The 20,328-nt window shown below is 66.2% G+C and carries 17 protein-coding genes; 9 read left to right on the top strand and 8 right to left on the bottom strand.

All coding sequences use genetic code 11. The annotated features are described in order from the left end of the window. Positions 1–43: 43 nt before the first annotated feature. From ON44_RS04710 to ON44_RS04730, 5 genes are all read right to left on the bottom strand, one after another. Complete coding sequence (locus ON44_RS04710) at positions 44–439, bottom strand: VOC family protein (RefSeq protein WP_040686556.1); 396 nt, start codon at positions 437–439, stop codon at positions 44–46. A 26-nt stretch (positions 440–465) separates the two neighbouring features. Next, on the bottom strand, positions 466–1,272 hold the full coding sequence (locus ON44_RS04715; RefSeq protein ID WP_083897658.1) for a CPBP family intramembrane glutamic endopeptidase: 807 nt from the start codon (positions 1,270–1,272) through the stop codon (positions 466–468). 41 nt (positions 1,273–1,313) lie between these two features. Then, positions 1,314–2,249, bottom strand: a complete 936-nt coding sequence (locus ON44_RS04720; RefSeq protein WP_040686557.1) for an RluA family pseudouridine synthase — start codon at positions 2,247–2,249, stop codon at positions 1,314–1,316. A 51-nt stretch (positions 2,250–2,300) separates the two neighbouring features. After that, positions 2,301–2,744, bottom strand: coding sequence for a TIGR03667 family PPOX class F420-dependent oxidoreductase (locus tag ON44_RS04725; RefSeq protein WP_040686558.1), 444 nt, complete (start codon positions 2,742–2,744; stop codon positions 2,301–2,303). 62 nt (positions 2,745–2,806) lie between these two features. Then, positions 2,807–3,001, bottom strand: coding sequence for a hypothetical protein (locus ON44_RS04730; protein ID WP_040686559.1), 195 nt, complete (start codon positions 2,999–3,001; stop codon positions 2,807–2,809). Positions 3,002–3,619: 618 nt separating this feature from the next. Between ON44_RS04730 and ON44_RS04735 the strand changes: the two genes are divergently transcribed. From ON44_RS04735 to ON44_RS04745, 3 genes are all read left to right on the top strand, one after another. After that, entirely contained in the window at positions 3,620–4,606 is a 987-nt protein-coding gene (locus ON44_RS04735) for a sulfotransferase domain-containing protein (RefSeq protein ID WP_083897656.1), read from the top strand. 97 nt (positions 4,607–4,703) lie between these two features. After that, positions 4,704–6,533, top strand: a complete 1,830-nt coding sequence (locus ON44_RS04740; protein WP_051181526.1) for an ABC transporter ATP-binding protein — start codon at positions 4,704–4,706, stop codon at positions 6,531–6,533. Next, positions 6,530–8,266: an ABC transporter ATP-binding protein gene (locus ON44_RS04745; RefSeq protein ID WP_040686561.1), complete on the top strand. Its 1,737-nt coding sequence runs from the start codon at positions 6,530–6,532 to the stop codon at positions 8,264–8,266. Before ON44_RS04740 ends, ON44_RS04745 begins: the two co-directional genes overlap by 4 nt. On the opposite strand, the gene ON44_RS04750 is transcribed toward ON44_RS04745, so the two are convergent. The 3 genes from ON44_RS04750 to ON44_RS04760 form a co-directional block, all read right to left on the bottom strand. Beyond that, on the bottom strand, positions 8,263–9,645 hold the full coding sequence (locus ON44_RS04750) for an alpha/beta hydrolase family protein (protein ID WP_040686562.1): 1,383 nt from the start codon (positions 9,643–9,645) through the stop codon (positions 8,263–8,265). The two genes, ON44_RS04745 and ON44_RS04750, sit on opposite strands and share 4 nt — an antisense overlap. A 216-nt stretch (positions 9,646–9,861) precedes the next feature. Further along, the gene (locus ON44_RS04755) at positions 9,862–10,563 is read right to left on the bottom strand and encodes a siderophore-interacting protein (RefSeq protein ID WP_040686563.1); all 702 of its coding nucleotides are present in this window, start codon (positions 10,561–10,563) and stop codon (positions 9,862–9,864) included. 123 nt (positions 10,564–10,686) lie between these two features. After that, complete coding sequence (locus tag ON44_RS04760) at positions 10,687–11,178, bottom strand: MTB12 C-terminal domain-containing protein (protein ID WP_040686579.1); 492 nt, start codon at positions 11,176–11,178, stop codon at positions 10,687–10,689. Positions 11,179–11,320: 142 nt separating this feature from the next. Here ON44_RS04760 and ON44_RS04765 point away from each other — a divergent pair, with 142 nt between their 5' ends. The 6 genes from ON44_RS04765 to ON44_RS04790 all read left to right on the top strand — a co-directional run. Beyond that, complete coding sequence (locus ON44_RS04765) at positions 11,321–12,643, top strand: SidA/IucD/PvdA family monooxygenase (RefSeq protein WP_040686564.1); 1,323 nt, start codon at positions 11,321–11,323, stop codon at positions 12,641–12,643. A gap of 41 nt (positions 12,644–12,684) precedes the next feature. Further along, positions 12,685–13,620, top strand: a complete 936-nt coding sequence (locus tag ON44_RS04770) for a methionyl-tRNA formyltransferase (RefSeq protein ID WP_040686565.1) — start codon at positions 12,685–12,687, stop codon at positions 13,618–13,620. A gap of 207 nt (positions 13,621–13,827) precedes the next feature. Beyond that, positions 13,828–14,619 carry a thioesterase II family protein gene (locus ON44_RS04775; RefSeq protein WP_040686566.1) on the top strand — a complete coding sequence of 264 codons (792 nt, stop codon included), beginning with the start codon at positions 13,828–13,830 and terminating at the stop codon, positions 14,617–14,619. Beyond that, entirely contained in the window at positions 14,616–15,932 is a 1,317-nt protein-coding gene (locus ON44_RS04780; RefSeq protein ID WP_040686567.1) for a beta-ketoacyl [acyl carrier protein] synthase domain-containing protein, read from the top strand. Before ON44_RS04775 ends, ON44_RS04780 begins: the two co-directional genes overlap by 4 nt. Continuing rightward, entirely contained in the window at positions 15,925–19,020 is a 3,096-nt protein-coding gene (gene nbtC, locus ON44_RS04785; RefSeq protein ID WP_051181528.1) for a nocobactin polyketide synthase NbtC, read from the top strand. The genes ON44_RS04780 and nbtC overlap by 8 nt, the downstream gene beginning before the upstream one ends. A 13-nt stretch (positions 19,021–19,033) precedes the next feature. Further along, positions 19,034–20,328, top strand: a 1,295-nt coding sequence (locus ON44_RS04790) for a condensation domain-containing protein (RefSeq protein ID WP_040686568.1), incomplete at its 3' end; no start/stop codon positions are given.

Genomic DNA, 20,328 nt, shown 5'->3' on the forward strand with positions numbered 1-20,328 from the left:
CTCGAACAAATGCGCGAATCGGACGCCCGGTAGTGCTGTGGCGTCAGGCGTTCTTGTGGCAGACCGCCTCGAGCATGATGCCGTCGTGGCCGGTCCAGAAGGTGGCGTAGTACGGTGGCGGGTACTGGGGGAATTCTTGTGGGGCGTGGATGATTTCGTCGCCTCGGGTGGTGGCCCACGCGTGTACGCGGTCGACAGCAGCGCGGGTGCGGACCATGAAGGCGAGGTGTTGCAGGCCGGGAGCGGTGCGCACGTAGCCGGGGACGTCGGCGGGGTAGAAGAAGATATACCTGCCTGGCTTGTTGTCGGCGGGCAAGTAGGCGAATTGGTCGGCCGCACTGAGCAGCGGCGCGTAGTCGAGCAGCGGCATCAGCTCGTCGTAGTAGGACTGGGCCGCGGTGAGATCGGTGACGTTGATGCCGAGGTGTCCGAGGGGCATGCTCGGAATTTACGCTCGATCCGGGTTCAGGTGACGGTGGTGTGCCAAACGATGGCGGCGGCCAACGCGCCCGCGCCGTTGACCGACCAGTGCAGGGCGATGGGGGCCAGGAGGCTGCCGCTGCGGCGGCGCAGCCAGGTGAAGACGACGCCCGCGGCGGCGGTGGCGAAAACGGCGAGCAGGATGCCGATGATCTGACCGGCCGCGCCGCCGCCGATGAAGCCTGTCAGGCCGCGGTTGCTGGTGGTCAGGCCGAGGGAAGAGGCGATATGCCAGAGGCCGAACAGCAGCGAGCCCGCCGCGAAGACGCCGCGGACGCCGTAGACCCGGTCGAGCGTGCCGTGCAGGACGCCGCGGAAGGCCAGCTCCTCCGGAATCGCGGTCTGCAGCGGGATGACGATCATCGATGCGATGAGTGCGCCGGAGATGGTGGCATAACGGTCGGCGAGGAAGAACGGCCGCGTGATCGGCAGCAGCGCCCCGATCGCGACCACCGCGAGCACCAAGCCGACCGCACCGAGCGCCCAGAGCGTGCTGCGTCGCCAGTGTCGCGGCGCGAGTCCGAGTTCGGACCAGCCGAGTCCGCGTCGGCGCATGAGCGCGAGCAGCACCACGGCGGCGATCGGAACGGTGAGGACGCTCGCCCACGCGGTGGTGAAGTGGGCGATCAGATTCGTGCCGGCCAGGACGATCACCACAACGGCCACGTCGAGATAGGCGTGCAGTTTGTGGCGGGGCGGTGCCGCTTCGTCGAGGTCCTGGTGAAGCACCCGGCCCAGTGTACGGATGCCCGCAACTGGCGCGACGGGTTCGGCTTCGGGGGTTTGCGTCATCAACATGGTCGTACCCTGTTTCGCGCTACGCACCGTCGGCGTTAATGCCGGCCCCGCCACCCGTGCGGATCCGCCCACGCCTGCAGCGTCCGCGCACTGTCGAACCGGCGCGGCGCGCCACTGACCGGGTCGGTGAATTCGAGTGATGTGGCCAGCAGTTGCAGGGGCCGAGTGAAGTCGTGCACAGATTTGTCGGTGAGCACCGGATAGAAGTCGTCGCCGAGGATCGGAATGCCGAGTCCGTTCATATGTAACCGCAGCTGATGGGTGCGCCCGGTCAGCGGCCGCAGCCGATAGCGGCCGAGTCCGTCGCGCTGCTCGAGCAATTCGATCCAGGTCTCCGCATTGGGCTCACCCGCCACCTCCTGCGCGGCGAGCACCTGCTTCTCCTTGATGATCCGGCTGCGTACCGTGCGCGGCAGCGTCAGCTCCGGATCGAAGGGGGCGATGGCCTCGTACTCCTTGCGCACCGTGCGTTTGTGGAACATCGTCTGGTAGGCCCCGCGTCGGGCCGGGTTGATCACGAAGAGCACCAGCCCCGCCGTGACGCGATCGAGCCGGTGCGCCGGAATTAGGTCGGGTAGGTCTAGTTCGCGACGTAGCCGTACCAACGCCGTCTGCAGGATGTGCTGGCCGCGCGGAATCGTCGCAAGGAAATGTGGCTTGTCCACGACGAGCAGATCATCGTCGCGGTAGACGATCGGGATATCGAACGGAACTTCGGTCTCATCGGGTAGGTCGCGATGGAACCAGACCGCGCCGCCCGGCGCATACGGGGCGTCCGGCGCGATCGGACCGGATAGATCAACGATCCCGCCCGCGTCCAGCAGTTCATCGATGCGCGCGGCGGGGACCCGAGGCAGCCGATCCACCAGATGGTCGCGAATGGTCGCCCAATCGCCCTGCTCCGGTAGGCGGAGCCGGGCCGGATCCAGGCCGTGCCGCTTGGGCAACGGCGGCTGCTGCCTCCTTCTCATTACCGATGACCTTAGTCGGCGACGAATCCCCAGCTCACGGCCGGGTCGGGCTCAGAATCCGCGCAGCCGGTCCGGGGTGATGCGCACCGTGACCGAGTAGTCGGCGTGGAACTGTTCCTCGGTCATCGAAAGCGAGGCGAGTCCGTCGGTGTATTTCTCGGTGAACGCCGCGACTTCCGCCGGTGTCGGCCCGGCTTCGTCGATTCGCGCGGTGCCGGTGAGAATCACCACGTCGCCGCCGGTCGCGGTGCTGTTGAGATGTAGCGACACCCGAGAATTGCCGGCGATATTGCGCAACTTCGGCTTATCGGCCTGGCTGAAGATCAGGAATTCACCGTCGCGCCAGTGGAACCACACCGGATTCGGCTGTGGTGTTCCGCTGCGGCCGACGGTGGTCAGCCAGATGACATTCTCGCGTTCCAGGCGGGCGGCGACCTTGGCACCGAATGCGGTGGCGGTATCGACGACGGGCGTGGCGGAGCGATCGGAACTCATGGTTGTGCCAACGCCGACAGTGCGCAGTCGATTCCGGGGCGGCGCAGTTGCGCCATGGACGACTACGGCTCGGCGCGTTCGTCCAGCACCATTCGCCGGGACTCGACCAGTGTCTGCCGAGCGCGGCGGCGGACCTTGCAGCTATCGACACTGCAATTCAGGTGCACCTGCATCGCCCGGTGCGCCTGCTGCTCGGTCAAGGTGCCGGGATCGCGGCGGCAATCGCCGATATTCGAAATAATTGTCGTGACAAACATTTCCACAACTCCAATCGCAGTCGCAATCTGTGTAGCTGGATAAGCTAGTAATGCTCGTGCGCGAAAGTTGCTGGGATGGTACGCCGTTCATGCAAGTTTCCCCGGCACGTCGAAGATGTGTTGCCGAGTGCGGTAAGAGAACCGGCCATTCGGTATTGAGCAGGGGTGGTTTCCCGCAGCGCCCGATCGGCCGCTGCGGAACGTGCGTCGCGCCACGGCTCGTGCCTCGGCGTGGAAATCGGTGCCGGAGGCGAGATCCCACTGTGCGAGCTGCATATCGAGCACCTCGGCAAGTGTCCTACCCTGTGCGGGATTTCGGCCGCTGAGCGGCGTGCGGCGGCGCCTCCCGTGTTGGCGGGTCTTGTGAAGTTGCCCAGACGGGATGCATCGTCGTCTGTGTATCGGCAGCCGGGATTTCGGTAACACCGGGATGAACTCGGCGCTAACGTGATCCGCGAATCGAATCCCGGCGGGCAGCGGGATCGATGGCAGGAGGTAACAACGTGTGTTTCCTCGAATTGCGTGTCAGTGGCCGGGCGAACCATTCCTAGCGGTTGGTTCGGAAAGTAGATCGCCGCGCGCTCTGCGGCGAAGATCATTGTGCGAGGGGATGTTCCAATGCCAACAGGGGTGGCGCCGTCGAGCGCACAAGAGTATGCCTCCGATAGATACACGAAAGGGCTCGCGGTATTCGAAGAATGGCAACTGCGCCGCTACAACCGGGAGAACTATCTCGGGCATCCGTTGCGCACTGCACGGCTGGGAATTCGCTATCTGACGCTGCCGCATTATTTCGGCAGAGTGCCACCGATCCGGCTGTGGTTGCGGCGTTTCGGTGGGCCGCGCGTTCTGCCGGATTTCGCCTGCGTCGGCGCGCTGAAGTGCGGCACCACCGACCTGGCCAGCTACCTCATGCAGCATCCGAGCATTCTGGCGCCGCTCACCAAGGAGATCGGGCACGGCTGCCCGCACATGTGGGGTCCGTTCTTCCCGACGGAGCGGCAGAAGGCCGAGGTGATTCGATGTACCGGCCAGGCGCTCGCGGGCCATTTCGACCCACTGCTGCACGATCTTCCGTTGATCGACAACTACAGTGCGGCCCGACCCGACGCCAAGATCGTGATGATGTTGCGCGATCCGGTGGATCGCGCCTACTCGCATTACAAATGGGATCTGTTCCTCAGTAACAAGGACGGCCTGCGCGCCGTGCCGTACGGCCGGACCTTTGCCGACTATGTCGGGTACGCGCTGGAGATGTTCCCCGCGCCGCCGCCACCGACCGCACTGCCGTCCATGCCGGTGCTCAGCACCGGTGTCTACGTCAATGCGGTGGCCCGCTGGCTCAAAGCGTTCGACAAGGACAACGTCTACATCGTCACCGCCGAGGACTTCTTCGCCGATATCTCGAAGACGGTGTGCGGCATCCACGAATTCCTCGGACTGCCCGCCGTCGAGCCGGTCCGTCATCACGTCTTGAACCGCAATCCGCTCGAATTCCCGGAGCCCGACGAGGATTCGGTGGCCCGGCTGCGCGAGTTCTATCGCCCGTGGAACGAGAAGCTGTTCGACGTGATCGGGCGCGACCTCGGATGGAACGACCACTAGATAACTTAGCCTAACCTACCCTCGCGGCCGATCTTGTGTGAAGATGGGTGCCGATTCCGGCGAGAGGCTCCACGAAGGGGCGAGAGGGGCGAGGCAGATGACGGTGGAGGAGACCGGAAACCGGCCGCCGAAGACGGTGCTGAAGGCGCGAAAGCAGCAGGAAGCCGCGGCGCGCAAGGAAATCCTTGCGCCCGTGCGCCGCACGCTGACGCTCGCGAGCATCATCGTGGCCATTGCCTCGGTCGGCACCGTCGTACCGTTCGTGCTGATCGTCGCGGCCTGCCGGGAACTGCTCGCCGACCAGGTGGATACCGATCGGGTGTGGCGACTGCTGCTGATCGCGGTGGTGGTGCTCGTCGCGCGCGGCCTGCTGCAGGCGGCGGCGCTGACCTGGTCGCATCTGGTCGATGCCGGATACCAGTTGACGTTGCGTCGGTTGTTGGCGGCCAAGCTGACCAGGGTGCCGCTCGGCTGGTTCGGTGAACGCTCCTCCGGCGAGGTGAAGAAGTATCTGCAGGACGATGTCGAGGCGCTGCATTATCTGGTCGCGCATGCGCGACTGGAGTTCGTCGGCGCGCTCACCGTGCCGCTGGTCACCCTCGGCTACCTCGTCAGCGTCGACTGGCAACTGACACTGGCACTGCTGATTCCGCTGATCGCCTACATGGTGCTGTTCAGCCGGATGATGGATCAGGACGGCCGCGATCGGATGGCAGTCTATACCCGCTGGGAGCGCCGCACCCAGGACGCCACCATCGAATTCGTCGACGGCATCCAGGTGGTGCGCGCGTTCGGTCAAGCGGGTAAGGCGCACACCGTGTTTCAGGAGGCGGTGGACGGACAGGCGGACAGCCTGAATCGGTTGAAGATGCCGATCATTCGCATCCAGTCGGCCTCCGACATCGTGGTCACGCCGGTCTTCGTAATGCTGGTCGTCGTAATCGCCGGGCTCGCCGCGGTGGGACTGGATCGGGTCGCGCCGCTGGATGTATTGCCGTTCTTGCTCGTCGGCCTCGGGCTCGGCAGTGCGCTGCTCGGTCTCGGATACGGAACACAGGCGCTGCGGGCCGCCGGTACGGCCGCGCTGCGCCTGTACGAACTGCAGCAGACGCCCGAATTGACTGTGCCCGAGGCGACATCGGCTCCCGATCCGGCGGCCGCGGGAGTGGTGCGGTTGGAGGGCGTGAGTTTCGGATATCGCTCGGATCACCAAGTGCTGCGCGAGATCGACCTCGAGCTGCGGCCGGGCACCATTACCGCGCTGGTCGGGCCGAGCGGGTCGGGTAAGTCGACGCTCGCGAAGCTCCTGCCGCGCTTCTACGACGTCGGGGCCGGGCGGATCACCATCGCGGGCCGCGATATTCGCGACTTCTCGACCGAGGAGCTCTATCGCACCGTCGGATTCGTCTTCCAAGATGTGCGCTTGATCCGCGGCACCATTCGCGAGAATCTTCGGCTGGCCCGAGCCGACGCCGATGATGCCGCGCTGGAACAGGCGGCACGGGCGGCCCAGATCCACGACCGCATCTTGGCGCTGCCGCGCGGCTACGACTCCGAGATCGGCGTCGATGCGACGCTGTCGGGTGGTGAGGCGCAACGACTTTCGATTGCCCGCGCGCTGCTCGCCGATACTCCGGTGCTGGTCCTGGACGAGGCGACCGCCTTCGCCGATCCGGAGTCCGAGGCCGCGGTGCAGGATGCGCTCGCGGTACTGGTCGCGGGTCGGACCGTGCTCGTGATCGCGCACCGGCTGCACACCATCACCGGAGTCGATCGGATTCTGGTGCTGGAGAACGGATCCCTGGTCGAGCAGGGTGATCACGCCGGTCTGCGCGAGGCGGGCGGTACCTATCAGCGGCTCTGGGAAATCAACGAGGCGGCGCTCGGCGCGCTCGCACTGGTCGAAAATGTCGAGGTGACACGATGATTCGCAAGGTGCTCGGGCTGATTCCGGCAGAGTTCGCCCACCTGACGCCGAAACTGTTGGCGGCCATGATCGCTCAGGCGCTGAGCCAGGCGGCGGCGTATCTGCTGTTGGTGCCGGTGCTGGAGGCGCTGTTCGACAATGAGCTCGGTCGCGCCTGGTTCTGGGCGCTGTGGATGCTGGTCGCGGTCGCCGGGGTCGTCGTGTTCGGATATCTGCAGGCCGTACTCGGTCTGCGTATCGGCATCGGCATGCAGCGCGGGCTACAGACCAGGCTCGGCGATCATCTGAACGCCCTGCCGCTCGGCTGGTTCGAGACGCACAGTGCCGGTCCGCTGTCGCGGATCGTGGTCGAGAATGTGCGTGAGATCCAGGGCCTGATCGCGTATCTGCTGACCAAGGTGCTCACCAGCATTGTGGTTCCGCTCGGTGTCGCGGTCGGCATGCTGTTCATCGATTGGCGGATCTCGCTCGCCATGCTGCTCGCCGCGCCGGTGCTGTTCGTGGTCAACGGTCTGGCCAATCGCGCGTACACCCGCTCCGACGCGCGGATGCACGAGACGGCGGCCGAAGCCGATTCGCGGGTGGTCGAATTCGCGCAGGCGCAGCCGGTGCTGCGCGCCTTCGGCGCGGTGGGACCGGGCAACCGGGCGCTCGACACCGCCCTGGCGCGGCAGCGCTCGGCGATCACCCGGTTGATGTTCGCTTCCGTGCCCGGTCTGATCGTATTCGCGCTGTTCGTGCAGGCCGTGTTCCTGGTGCTGGTTTACATTGCGGTGGGCCGGGTTACCGACGGCGCCGTTTCGGCGGCGGCCGCGATCGCGCTCATCGCGGTGAGCTCCCGGTTCATCGAACCGCTGAATCAGGCCGCGCAGCTGGGCAACGCGCTGCGGTCGGCCGCGTCGGCCGCGGACCGGGTCACCGGATTGCTCGCCGAACCCATACTGCCGGAGGCGAAGTCGTCGGTGACACCGGGTGCGCCGTCCGTCGTCTTCGACAATGTCTCCTTCGGCTACCGGCCGAATGAGCCGGTGCTGTCGGAGCTGAGTTTCGAGGTGCCCGCCGGGACCACCACCGCGATCGTCGGGCCGAGCGGCGCGGGCAAGACGACATTGCTGCGGCTCGCGGCGCGTTTCTACGATGTCGAGGCGGGCCGGGTCGTGGTCGGCGAGCACGATGTGCGCGAGCAGTCGTCGGAGACGCTGCTGAACCAGCTCTCGCTCGTCTTCCAGAACGTGTACTTGTTCAATCAATCGGTGGCGGACAACATTCGGATCGGCCGCCCCGATGCCACCGACGCCGAACTGCAGCGCGCGGCCGAGGCGGCCAGAGTGGACGAAATCGTCGAACGGCTGCCCGACGGCTATGACACGGCGGTCGGCGAGGGCGGTGCGACGCTGTCCGGTGGTGAGCGGCAACGGGTTTCGATCGCCCGCGCGCTCCTCAAGGATGCGCCGATCGTGCTACTCGACGAGGCGACCAGTGCGCTGGATCCACATAGCGAGGCCGTTGTGGTGCGCGGGATGCACGAACTCACCAGGGATAAAACGGTAATCGTCGTCGCGCATCGGCTGGCCACCATCGCACATGCCGATCAGATCCTGTTCCTCGATGGTGGTCGGATCGTCGAACGTGGTACGCACGCCGAACTCTTGGCGCTCGACGGCCGGTATGCCGACTTCTGGAACGAGCGGTCGCGGGCCACCGGCTGGCGTTTGGAGCCCGCACCGGCCTAAGGGACGGGCCCGCCGTGGATATTCGGGTGACCGGCCGCCGCTTCCCGGATGTCCCCACCCTGCAGGAATGCGACCAAAATATCGTTGGCCGCACGCTGCGTATCGACGGGTCCGCGCTCACCGCCGATGAATTGGGCGACGACGAATCGCGCAGGCGCGGCGAGAAATAGTGGGACATCGGTGAAGCCGAAGTGGTTGGCCTCGGCGATTTCGTAGCGGAATCCGGTCGCTTGGAGTTGCTGGATGAGGTCGCGGTTGCGGTCCAGGTACTGCGCGGAATGACCGGTCTCCGAGTGATCGCTCTCCATCAACAGGAACGGCTGTTTCAGGGTGGGCAGATCTCCGTACAGGGTGCCGTCGATATTCGCCACCGCCTTGATCCGGGGCTCGTCGGCCGCGGCGGCGACCGCACTCGCGCCGCCGAACGAATGTCCGATCGCCGCGATGTGATCGGTATCGAGGCGACCCGAGAGTGCGCCGACAGCGCCGGGCCGGTCCAGTTGATCGAGCACGAAACGCAGGTCGCCCCTGCGGACTCGGAGGTGTTCGGTCATATACCGCTCGCCGTCCGCGTCGTTCTCGGGAAAGTCATCGGTCGCCGTCGCGACGCTGTCGTCCGCGAGTTCGGTGACCGCCACCTCGTACGGATGGTCGATGGCGAGTACAACGAAGCCACGGCTGGCGAGATCGGATACGAGTCCGGTGTAGAACGCGCGGGGCGCGCCGTATCCCGGTGAGAACAGCACCACCGGCCAGCGCGCGCGTTCCGCGCTGATCGGCACGTCGGCGTCGGCGTGGGTATCGATGCGTCCGTAGTTGTGCATGATGAAGCCGGGAATCTGCGTCACCCGGCTCGGCAGCCGGTCCTGCCCGTCGATATAGACCCACTGCCGTCCCGAGGTGGCGTCCGTCGGATACCACGCCTGCACAATGACATTGCGCCGATCGGAAGCGGAATCGGTGGCCGTCTCCAGTCGCTGCTCATCGATCCAGCGAAAGATCTCCGAGCCGATGCGATATCGGCCGGTCGGCTCGGGCAGGGTCGGGACCGGCGGAATACTCCACGGCAGAATCGCAAGTACGGCGAGCAGGCCGACGGCCACGGGTGCGAGGACGGTGAGAACTCGACGCTTACGCGTCGGCTCGGTGGCCTGCGTCCGGCGCAATCGGCTGGCGACGAGCACTGTCGCGGCCACGATCGCCAGGTAGCACGGCACCATCTGCCAGCAGAAATCTTCCAGCACGAACTGGATCAGGCAGCCGAATACCAACAGCGGCAGCACAACCGGCAGCGCATAGGCGACCCGCCTGGGAAATACCGCCGCGGCCATCGCGAAAAGGATGGCGGCGGCGGATACAACTGCGTCGATGACCGACATTGCCCGCTCGCTTCCGTGCCACCGACATCCGGAGGCAATTCGAGCATCAGCATCGCGTATCGGGCGGCCGCGATGCGTCGACACAAAGTCGCGATCAGATCATCCCGGAGGATGATTGGCGCTGCTGAGGGGAGTCAAAGGGTGGCTGGCGCGGAGATCAGGAGCGACCATTCGACTCCCTCGGCGAATCCGCGCGCACGGTGCGGGCCGGGGATGTTATTTCCAGTAGGCGCGGTATTTGATGGCGGTTTTCGGCAGCTGGTGGGTGGTCTTGAGCGCCTTGACGATCGACCGCGTGGTGTGGCCGTCGCACGCGACCCAGGCGAAAGCGTCCTTGGGGCATTCCATTTCGTTGGCCTGCTCGCGCAGCAGCCGACCGTTATCGATCCGCTGCACCCATTTCACCTGGTGGTGCGGCTTATTGCGGACCGGGAGCCCGGTGTCGGATTCGTATTGCCATTCCAGCCAGACCCGGGCGGGCACATCGCCGATCGCGTCGAGCAGGGAATTTATGGCGGGCAGCGACGCGGTATCCCCGAAGATGACGAACTCGCTCGGGAGTGGGTCGGGCAGTTGGAAATCCGAGCCGAGCACCGAGACATCGATCTGGTCCCCGACGGCCGCCTTCTGCGCCCACATCGAGGCGGGCCCGTGGTGCACCGCGAATTCGATCGAGAATTTGTTCCCGTCCGGATCGGGATCGACCAGCGTGTAGCCCCGCTGATGCTCGCGCTCACCATTCGGAATCCACAGCCGCACCCATTGCGTCGGATGCACCGGATGATCGGTGAGCAGTCCACCCGCGTCGAATCCGAGCCGCATGTATTTGTCGCTGATGTACTCGGTCGAGGTCACCGTGAGCCGGTAATCCTCGGCGCGCCACGCCTTCAGCATCAACCCTTCGAAACCTCTGCCCATGCAGATAAGGTTAGCCTAAACACACTCTGATGTCGTGGGGTGTCCGGTGAAACTACTCCGAATGGCCGTGTGGCCCCGAGGCGGTGATCTGCCTCGGGGCCAACTCGCGTGTGTCGCAGGCGATTACAGGTTGCAGGGCAGCATCGCGACGCTCGCGATGGTGCATTCGGCCTCGCGGGTCAGCTTCCAGGTGCCGTCGATCTGCTTCCAGGACAGGTCGAAGTACCAGGGGTCCCAGCCGTCGATGGCGGTGGTCAGCTGGGCGGTGAGCAGTTCGCCGGAGACATTGACCGGGCCGATGACGTTCCAGCGGAAGCTCGGCGGGGCCGAGGCCATGACGCTGCCGACCTGGTCGACCAGGCTCAGGCCGGCCTCGCCCGCCTCCAGTTCGGCCGCGCGGGCGGAGCGCGAAGCGCCGGTGTTCAGCACCAGTTGCAGCTTTGCCTTCAACTCGCCGAGGCCGGGAGCGGCGGTCCGCATCGGCGCGCCGATGGGCGCGGCGGTGGCCGGTGCCACGGTGGCGACGGTGCCGAATGCGCCGATAACGGCGGCCGCGGTGAGCGAGAACGCCGCGGTGGCAAGGCGTGCCACCGGCCTATTTCTGGTGCTGAGCATCGGATCATCCAATCGTTCGTTTGCCGGGAGATGCCGGTCCGGGGACTGGCACTACAGTGCAATATAAGGTAAGCCTATGCAAAGCTAAAAGTCGGAAGTTAGGTGACCCTGGCTGCCGCCCCAGACCGAACGCAGGAGAACCGTGGACACACTATTGGTGGTCGGCGCCGGGCCGAAAGCCCTTGCGGTGGCGGCAAAAGCGCACGTCCTGCGGAAGTTGGGGCTCGCGGCCCCGCGCGTGATCGTCGTCGAGGCGCATGCCGTCGGGGGCAACTGGCTGCCGAGCGGCGGTTGGACCGACGGGCAGCACCGGCTCGGTACCAGCCCGGAGAAGGACATCGGGTTCCCGTACCACTCGACCTGGGCGCGCGGGCACAACCGGGCCATCGACGAGGCGATGATGGCCTACAGCTGGACCTCGTTCCTGGTCGAGCACGGCACCTACGCCGAATGGATCGACCGCGGCCGCCCGAGCCCGCACCACCACGTCTGGGCCAAATATCTGCAGTGGGTCGCCCGCGCGATCGATCTCGAATTGGTCCTCGGGACAGTGGATTCGGTCGCCGCGGCGGCCGACGGCTGGCTGGTTTCGGTGACCGACGCCGCCGCTAGCGACTGCTTGCAGGTCGCTCGAAACAACACTGCTGTGATCAGCCAGATCGACACGGACGCATTGATGATCACCGGTCCGGGCCGCAGCGGTCGGGCCCTGGCCGAACACCCCCGCGTGCTCAGCATCGCCGAATTCTGGGATCTGGCGGGCAAACGCGCGCTGCCGGTCTCCTCGCGCGTCGCGGTGATCGGCGGCGGCGAAACCGCTGGTTCGGCGCTGGACGAGTTGGTCCGCCACGACATGCTGACCATCTCGGTGATCACGCCCAAGGCCACCATCTACACCCGCGGCGAAAGCTATTTCGAAAACGCGCTTTTCAGCGATCCGACCAAGTGGAACGCGCTGAGCATGGACGAGCGCCGCGATGTCATCCGGCGCACCGACCGCGGCGTCTTCTCGGTTCGCGTGCAGGAGAGCGTCATCGGCGACAACCGCGTGCACCATCTGCAGGGGCGGGTCGTGCGGGTCGCCGACCAGGGCGACGGCGTGGCGGTGACGCTGCGTAACGACCGTCGCCCGGATCTGGTGCAGAACTTCGACCTGGTGGTCGACGCGACCGGCGGGCAGCCGCTGTGGTTCCTGGAGCTGCTCGATTCCGATGCCGCCGACCTGCTGGAACTCGCCGTCGGCGGTCCGCTGACCCAGGCCAGGCTGGAGGCCTCGATCGGCTACGACCTGGCGGTCTCCGGACTGGACGCGAAGCTCTATCTGCCGAATATGGCCGCCATCGCACAGGGGCCCGGATTCCCGAATCTCAGCTGCCTCGGCGAACTTTCGGATCGGGTATTGCGGACCGCCCCGGCGCGTCAGGTCGTCGGTGCGCGGCGGGATGCGGCCGCCCGACTGGGCTGATTCGGCCCGGATATCCCCAAATACATCTACGTGAGGTTTTCATGCGCATCGTTTCGTTCGGCTTCCAGACCTGGGGCCGCAAAACGCTACAGGCACTGATCGATTCGGAGCACGAGGTCGTGCTCGCGGTCACCCATCCGGCCAGTGCGGACTCCTACAAGGGGATCTGGTCGGATTCGGTCGAGGACCTCGCCCGTGAGCACGCCATCCCGGTGCATCTGACCGAACGGGCCGATGCCGAAACCATCGACCTGGTGAAGCGGGCCGAGCCGGATGTCATCGTGGTGAACAGTTGGTACACCTGGATGCCCGCCGAGCTCTACAACCTGCCCGCGCACGGCACCTTGAACCTGCACGATTCGCTGCTGCCCAAGTTCACCGGCTTCTCGCCGGTACTGTGGGCGCTGATCAGCGGCGAGTCCGAGACGGGCCTGACCGTGCATCGGATGGACGAGGGCTTGGACACCGGTGACATCCTGGTGCAGCGCTCATTGCCCATCGGACCCACCGATACCGGCACCGAATTGGTATTGCGCGGTATGGAACTCATCCCCGGCGCGCTGGAGGAAGCGCTGCATGCCCTGGAATCCGGTACCGCGCAATGGAAGCCGCAGCGCATATCCGAGCGGACATACTTCCACAAGCGTTCCGAACGGGACAGCCGCATCGACTGGACCTGGTCCGCCGTCGATCTGGAGCGTTTCGTGCGTGCGCTGTCCGAGCCGTATCCGCGTGCGTTCACCTACTACCGCGGTGAGCGGATCGAGGTGCTCGAGGCGGCGGTCTCGGAGGCGCGCTACGGCGGCACGCCCGGTCGGGTGATTGTGCAGGAGGGCGGCGGCGCGGTGGTGTGTGGTCCGGAGGCGCATCGCGGGCGCAACCGTGGCTTGGTGCTCACCCGGATTCGCACCGCGGACGGTACCGAACATTCGGCCGCGGAATTCTTCACGCGCGGTGGTTATCTCACCGATCAATGAGGCGGCGTCACGGGGGAGTCGGCCCGGACCGGTGGACTTGTTAGGGTAGGCTACGCTAATATCGGGCGACCGTTCAGAAGACACGACCGTTCAGAAGTAACCAGATCAGTGCAGCTAGCCGGGGGTTGTTGTACGCCGCCGATTGAATGACGCTGCCTGGCGCGACCGTTGCGCCGGGACGTCCGGCGGAAGCGCAGGAGTCAAGAAATGCCAGCAAATCTCGGATGGATCCGGCAATTCCATAAGCCCCGCTCCGCCGCTAGCGACTGCTCGCAGGTCGCTCGAAACGGCACAGCACGCCCGCCATTGTTGATCTGCCCGCACGCGGGCAGTGGTGCGTCCACCTATCGCGCGTTCTCGAAGGTGCTCAGCGAACACTTCGATGTGCTGATCTTCCAGTACCCGGGTCGCCAGGACCGGGCCCGCGAGGCGGCACTCGCCACGCTGCCCGAACTCGCCGCCGGTGCGTTCGCGGAATTCCGTACCTCCGAACACAATCGCGGCCTGCCGCTGACGGTCTTCGGCCACAGCATGGGCGCGATGGTGGCCTTCGAACTGGTGCGCAATGCCGAAGCGGCCGGACTAGAGGTGCGACTGCTCGCGCCGTCCGCCGCGGTCTCACCTGGCCGGGCGGTCGACCTGCCGCCGCATCCGACCGAGGACGAGCAGATCCTCGACCACCTCGGCGCGCTGGAGGGCACCGGTGCCGATGTACTCGGCAGCCGCGAGCTCATGCGGATGGCGCTGCCGGTGGTGAAGGCCGACTACCGGGCCTTCGATTCCTATACCTGCCCGGTGGATGTCCAGGTGCAGGCCAAGATTCACGTGCTCGGCGGTGCCGAGGACACCTTCATCACGCCGCGTGAGCTGTACGGCTGGTCCAATCACAGCGCACAGGAAATCGACGTCACCATCTTCGACGGCGGGCACTTCTATCTGAACGACAATGCCGCCGGTATCGCGGAACTGCTCGCACCCGAACTGGATCGCGTCGGATGAGTACCGAAATGGATCCGATCGTCATCTCCGGTATGGCCGTCGAGGCACCGGGCGGTATCGAGACGCTGCCCGACTTCTGGTCGGCGCTGGCCGAAGCGCGCGAACTCATCGGACCGTTCCCGCGCAATCGGGAGTGGCCGATCGAGGAGTTGCTTGCGCTGCACCGCACCGAAGGCTGGAGCCGGGTCGCCGATGCCGGTGGGTTTCTGTCGGGGGCAACCGAATTCGATCCGATGTTCTTCGGTATCACCCCGCGTGAGGCCATTTCGATGGATCCGCAGCAGCGGGTCGCGCTGCGGGTGGCCTGGCGGGCGTTGGAGAATGCGGGCATCAATCCGGGCGCGCTGGACGGCGCCGAGGTCGGCTGCTTCATGGGTGCGTCCATCAATGAATACGGCCCGCAGTCCGGTGTGGTCACCGAGTACTCCGGATACCGGGCCACCGGGACCGCTCTCGGCGCGGTGGCAGGTCGGATTTCGCACAGTCTCGGACTGATCGGGCCGTCGCTGACCACCGATACCGCGTGCGCATCGTCGCTGACCGCGTTGCACCTGGCTGCCAACGCCGTGCGTGCCGGTGAATGCGATTGGGCGCTGGCCGGTGGGGTCTGTGTCATGGGCTCGCCCGCGGCGTTTTTCGAGTTCTCCAAGAACAACGCACTCGCCGTCGACGGACACTGTCGCTCCTATGCCGCCGACGCGACCGGCACGCTGTGGGGTGAGGGCGCCGGTGTGGTCGTCGTCGAACACGAATCGCGCGCACGCGAACTCGGCCATCGGATCTACGCCCGCGTGCTCGCCACCCGGGTCAATCACAACGGCAAGGGCGCACCGCTCGCGGTACCCAGCGCAACGGCACAGCGGCGACTGATCGAGAAGACCTTGGCGGCGGCTGGAATTCGACCCGACGACATCGGCCTGATCGAGGGACACGGCACCGGAACACCGGTCGGCGATCCACTCGAGCTCACCGCCCTCGCGCAGTCCTATGGCGGCGTCGACCGTGGCACCGACGGTCCGCGACTCGGCTCGGTGAAGTCGAATATGGGCCACGCGCAGGCCGCCTCGGGGGCGCTCGGCCTGATCAAGGTGCTGCTGAGCGGCGCGAACGGCCAGATCGCGCCGAGCCTCTACGCGGACAACCCGACCACCGAGGTGGATTGGGATGCCACCAGCCTGCGGCTGGCCACGAAACTCGAACCCTGGGACCCGATCGACGGCGTCCGCTACGGCGCCGTCTCCTCGTTCGGCGTCGCCGGCACCAATGCGCACGCGATCTTGGCCATGCCCGTGCTGGAGGATATCGATGCCTGATTACCGACTACCGGACGGCACCATCCCGGTACTGCTGTCCTCCGATACGGCCGACGGGCTGCGCGGCGAGGCGGCCGCCATCCTGGGCTATCTGGAGCGGCATCCCGGCGTAACCCCGGATCGCGTGGCGGACATGCTGTTCCGCACCCGGATGGCGCGTCGCCGTCGGGCACTGGCGATGGTCGACAACCACGACGGCTTGCTCGATGCGTTACGAGCGATCGTCGCGGGTGCCGAGCATCCCGCGGTCGTGGTGACGAATGGCGTCGCCACCGCACGCGGTATCGGATTCGTCTTCCCCGGACAGGGCAGTCAGCGGCCGGGCATGGGCAGACTCTTCTACGAGATCTCCCCGACCTTCCGTCGCGCGGTCGATGACTGCACTGCGATCTTCGAGGAGCGCTTCGGCCACCGCGAGCCGCTGCACTATCTGCTCGGCAACGAGGGACAGTTCGAGGACCACGTGCGGGTGCTCCAACCTGCGTTGATGTTCCAGATGTACGCCTTCGCCGCCATGTGGCGCGCGGCCGGTGTCGAGCCCGCCGCGACCATCGGGCACAGTCAGGGCGAGCTGGCCGCAGGTGCGGTCTCGGGAGTAATGACGCTGCGGGATTCGGTTCTCGCGGTAACGCATCGGGCGCTGGCCGTTGATCAGCTTTCACCGCGCGGCTATTCGATGGCGGTACTCGGCATGGACCGCGACCAGTGTGAGGCGCTGCTGGCCAGGCACTCCGGCTGGGCCGAGCTCTCGGTGGTCAATTCGGCGCATATCCTGGCCATTTCCGGTGACCGCGAGACCATCGTCGATATGGTGGCGACCGCGACCGCGCGTGGTCAGTTCGCCAGGGAGATCCGCGTCGCGTATCCGGCGCACACCTCCGTGGTCAGCGAGTACCGGGAGGGGCTGGAAGCGGCGCTCGGCGACGAAATGAGCGGGCCGAACTTCATCGCGACCGAAATCCCTTGCTATGGAGCGACACTCGGCACCACAATCACGCCCGACCTGCGGCACGATCAGTACTGGTATTGGAATCTGCGCAACCGGGTCCGGTTCGATCGGGCGATCACGGCTGCCACCGCCGACGTCGACACCTTCGTCGAGATGTCGGAACATCCCATGCTGCAGTTGGCCATTCAGGAGAACCTGAGCACGGTGCGTCCGGACCCGGCCCGGCCGCAGCGGGAATTCCGGGTGATCGGCACCTCGCTGCGCACTGCGGCGGGACTCGGCGAGTTCACCCGCAATCTGGCGACCGTCGCGGTGCACGATCTCAATTATCGATGGGATGCGCTGCGGGCCGAATCCGATTCGGACACAGTGCGTTTCCCGCTGCCCGACTTCCCCAACACCGTGTTGAATCCGCAGCGACTGTGGGCTTCCTACCGGACCGAAACCTCCGCGCCGGTGGCCCCCGAGCACACCGCGACCCGGCTGGCGGAACGCTGGGTGCGGCTCGAGCGTCGCTCGCTGGTTGCTCCGCGCACAATGCTCGTCGTCGACCACACCGGACAGTGCGCCGAACTCGCGGCGGCGCTGTGCACCGCGGCCCACAATCACGGTGGTGGCGCGACCGTTTACGATCCCGACCAGCCCGCCGATACCGCTGACTACGACTCGATCGTCGTGCTGCTGCCGCAGTTGCCGGAGCTGGACGGACCCGCCGCGGTCGCGGAACTGGCACGGTTCTATGACGCGCGCTGGCTGCCCGCGCTCGACGCCACGGTCGCCGACTGCTGGCTGGTGACCGTCGGCGGTGAAGCCGCGGTCGCCGACGATCCGGCACCACATCTGTTCCACGGCGCGGTCTCCGCCGGATTCCGCTGCATCGGCCTGGAAAATATCGGCACCGCCTTCCGGCACCTCGACCTCGACGCCGCCGATGCGGCGCAGGCCGCCAAGATCGTGCGCGCACTGCATGCCAAGGACGAACCGCAGCTGGCGCTGCGCGTGAGTGGGCTTTATGCCAAGCGGCTCGAGGTAGAACTCGAACCGGCTGCCGGAGCCTCGGATGATGCGGAGCTCGAGCACGTCGTCATCGTCGGCGGGACCGGCACACTCGGGCTGAAGTTCGCCGAGTACTTCGCCGGTCGTGGTGCGCGGCGGATCACGCTGCTCAGCCGATCCGGCGAAACCGATTCCGTCGCGGGCCGTTTGCGGGTCGTCCGACAGATCGGCGCCGCAGAGGTCGCGGTTGTCGCGTGCGATGTCAGCGACGAACCCAGTGTGCGTGAGCTCGCCACCGAACTGGCCGGCACACCGGCGACCATGCTGGTGCACGCCGCGGTGAACTATGTGCGCGCCGAGCTGGCCGATGTGACCGCCGAGAAGCTGTTCGAGATGGCGGCATCGAAGATCATCGGTACCGACCATCTGCTGCGGCTGCTGCCACTGGCCGCGGGAGCGCGGATCGTCATCTGCTCGTCCGCGGCGGCAACCTTCGGCGGTCGCGGGCAGATCCTCTACGCCACCGTCAACCGCATGCTCGATGTGTTGGCCATGCGCCTGCGTGCGGCGGGCACGAATGCCGTTGCGATGCAATGGGGTATCTGGGATCTCGAAGGGCCACTGCACGCGGTCGGCGTGGATCGGATCGCGGCCGCGGGCGGCCAGTCCATGGACCCGCTCGACGCACTCGCCGTCGGCTTCACCGAGCACGCCGAAATCGGACGGCCCGGCAATCGCATTGTGATGGCCGGCGATTGGTCCCAGTTGAACGACATCATCTCGGCGGTCGGCTGGGGTCCGCTGCTCGCCGATGTGCTCGCGCGAGTGGAACCGGCCCCGCCGCAGGTCGAGCCCACCGTTGTCGCTCCCGCCGTCGTGGTCGTGCCGGAGGCGGTCGTGCCGACCGCCGGCTCACTGTCCGACCAGGTGCGCATCGAACTGGGCAAGGTGATGGGCGCCGACGGGCTCGACGTCATCGACAGCTCGGTGCCGCTGGTCGCACTCGGTCTGGATTCGCTGCAGGCGTTGGACTTCCGCAAGCGGGTGCAGGCCGAACTGAACCGCGATCTTCCGGTGGCGGCCATTCTGGGCGGCGCGTCGTTGGACGACGTCGTGCGCCTGATGGCCGACAGCAACGTCTAGGCGAGGGATTCTGATGTCGAACAACGAGCTGGCCAGCGTGCTGGACCGCCGGAAGGCGCTGCTGCGCCAGCGTTTGGCCGAAAGTGGTCTGACCGCACCGGCTTCCGAGAATGCACCGATTCGAAGATCGAAACCCGGTGAGCGTCATCCGCTTTCGGCCGGACAGCGGCGCATGTGGTTTCTGCAGACCCGCGATCCGGAGGACACCACCCTCAACATCTGTGTGGCCTATCGGCTGACGGGTGCGCTCGACGAGGTGCGGCTGCGCGATGCGATCGCGGCCGTCGTGAACGGCCACGACATTCTGCGCACCACCTACGGGCTCGACGAGAACGGCGAGCCGTACCAGATCGTCCGTACCGACCTCGAACTGTCCTGGCAGGCACACGATCTGACCGACCTGCCTGAGTCCGGCCGGTCGCGCAGGCTGGAGGTGCTGGCGCGCAGGGAATTCGGGCGACCGTTCGATCTCGCGACCGAGTCGCCGTTGCGCGTCCGCCTGGTTCGTACCGATGCCGATGAATTCGCCCTGCTGTTGGTCGCACATCACATCAGCTGGGATGACGACTCGTGGGCCGTCTTCTTCACCGAGCTCAATGCCGCCTACCGCGCCGAGTCCGTCCAGACCGATCGTGCGCAGTTCGTCGACGTCGCGGTATTCGGCGATATCACCGCCGACGATGACAGCGCCGATATCGACTACTGGCGCGCAACCCTGCGCCCGCTGCCGGAGTCCCTGGAACTGCCCGGTCCGGCCACGGTCGCCACGGTCGCGGCCAAGCAGTCCGATCGGTGCACCTTGCCGGTGCCCGCGGAGCTCGTCGGTCGGGTGGAGACCTTCGCGCGTGCGCACGGCGCCACGCCGTTCATGGTGTGGCTGGCCGCCTATGACGCGGTGATCCATCGCTACACCGCGGCGTCGGATTTCCTGGTATCGGTCCCGGTGACCGTGCGCCGCGATGCCGCCGCCGAATCGTTGATCGGCTATTTCGGCAATACGCTGCTGCTGCGCGCCACCATCGGCGTCGAGGACACCTTCGCTCGCTTCACCGAAACCATTCGCGACACCTGTGTCGGTGCTTTCGCGCATCAGGATGTCGGGATCGATCGCGTTGTGCGCGAGGCGAATCCGGATCGGGTCGGCGGCCGGGACGGGTTGGAGCAGCTGGTCCGACTCGGCTTCGGGGTGCGCAGGAGCGCGCAGGGCTTCGATCTCGCGGGTGTCGAGGCGACGCTGTTGGATCTCGGTAGCGCTGTGGCGCAGGTTCCGCTGGGGCTGACCGTTGTCACAGAAGCCGATGGCGCCTA

The organism is Nocardia vinacea NBRC 16497, from assembly GCF_000308835.1.
In the GTDB taxonomy this organism is placed as follows: domain Bacteria; phylum Actinomycetota; class Actinomycetes; order Mycobacteriales; family Mycobacteriaceae; genus Nocardia; species Nocardia vinacea.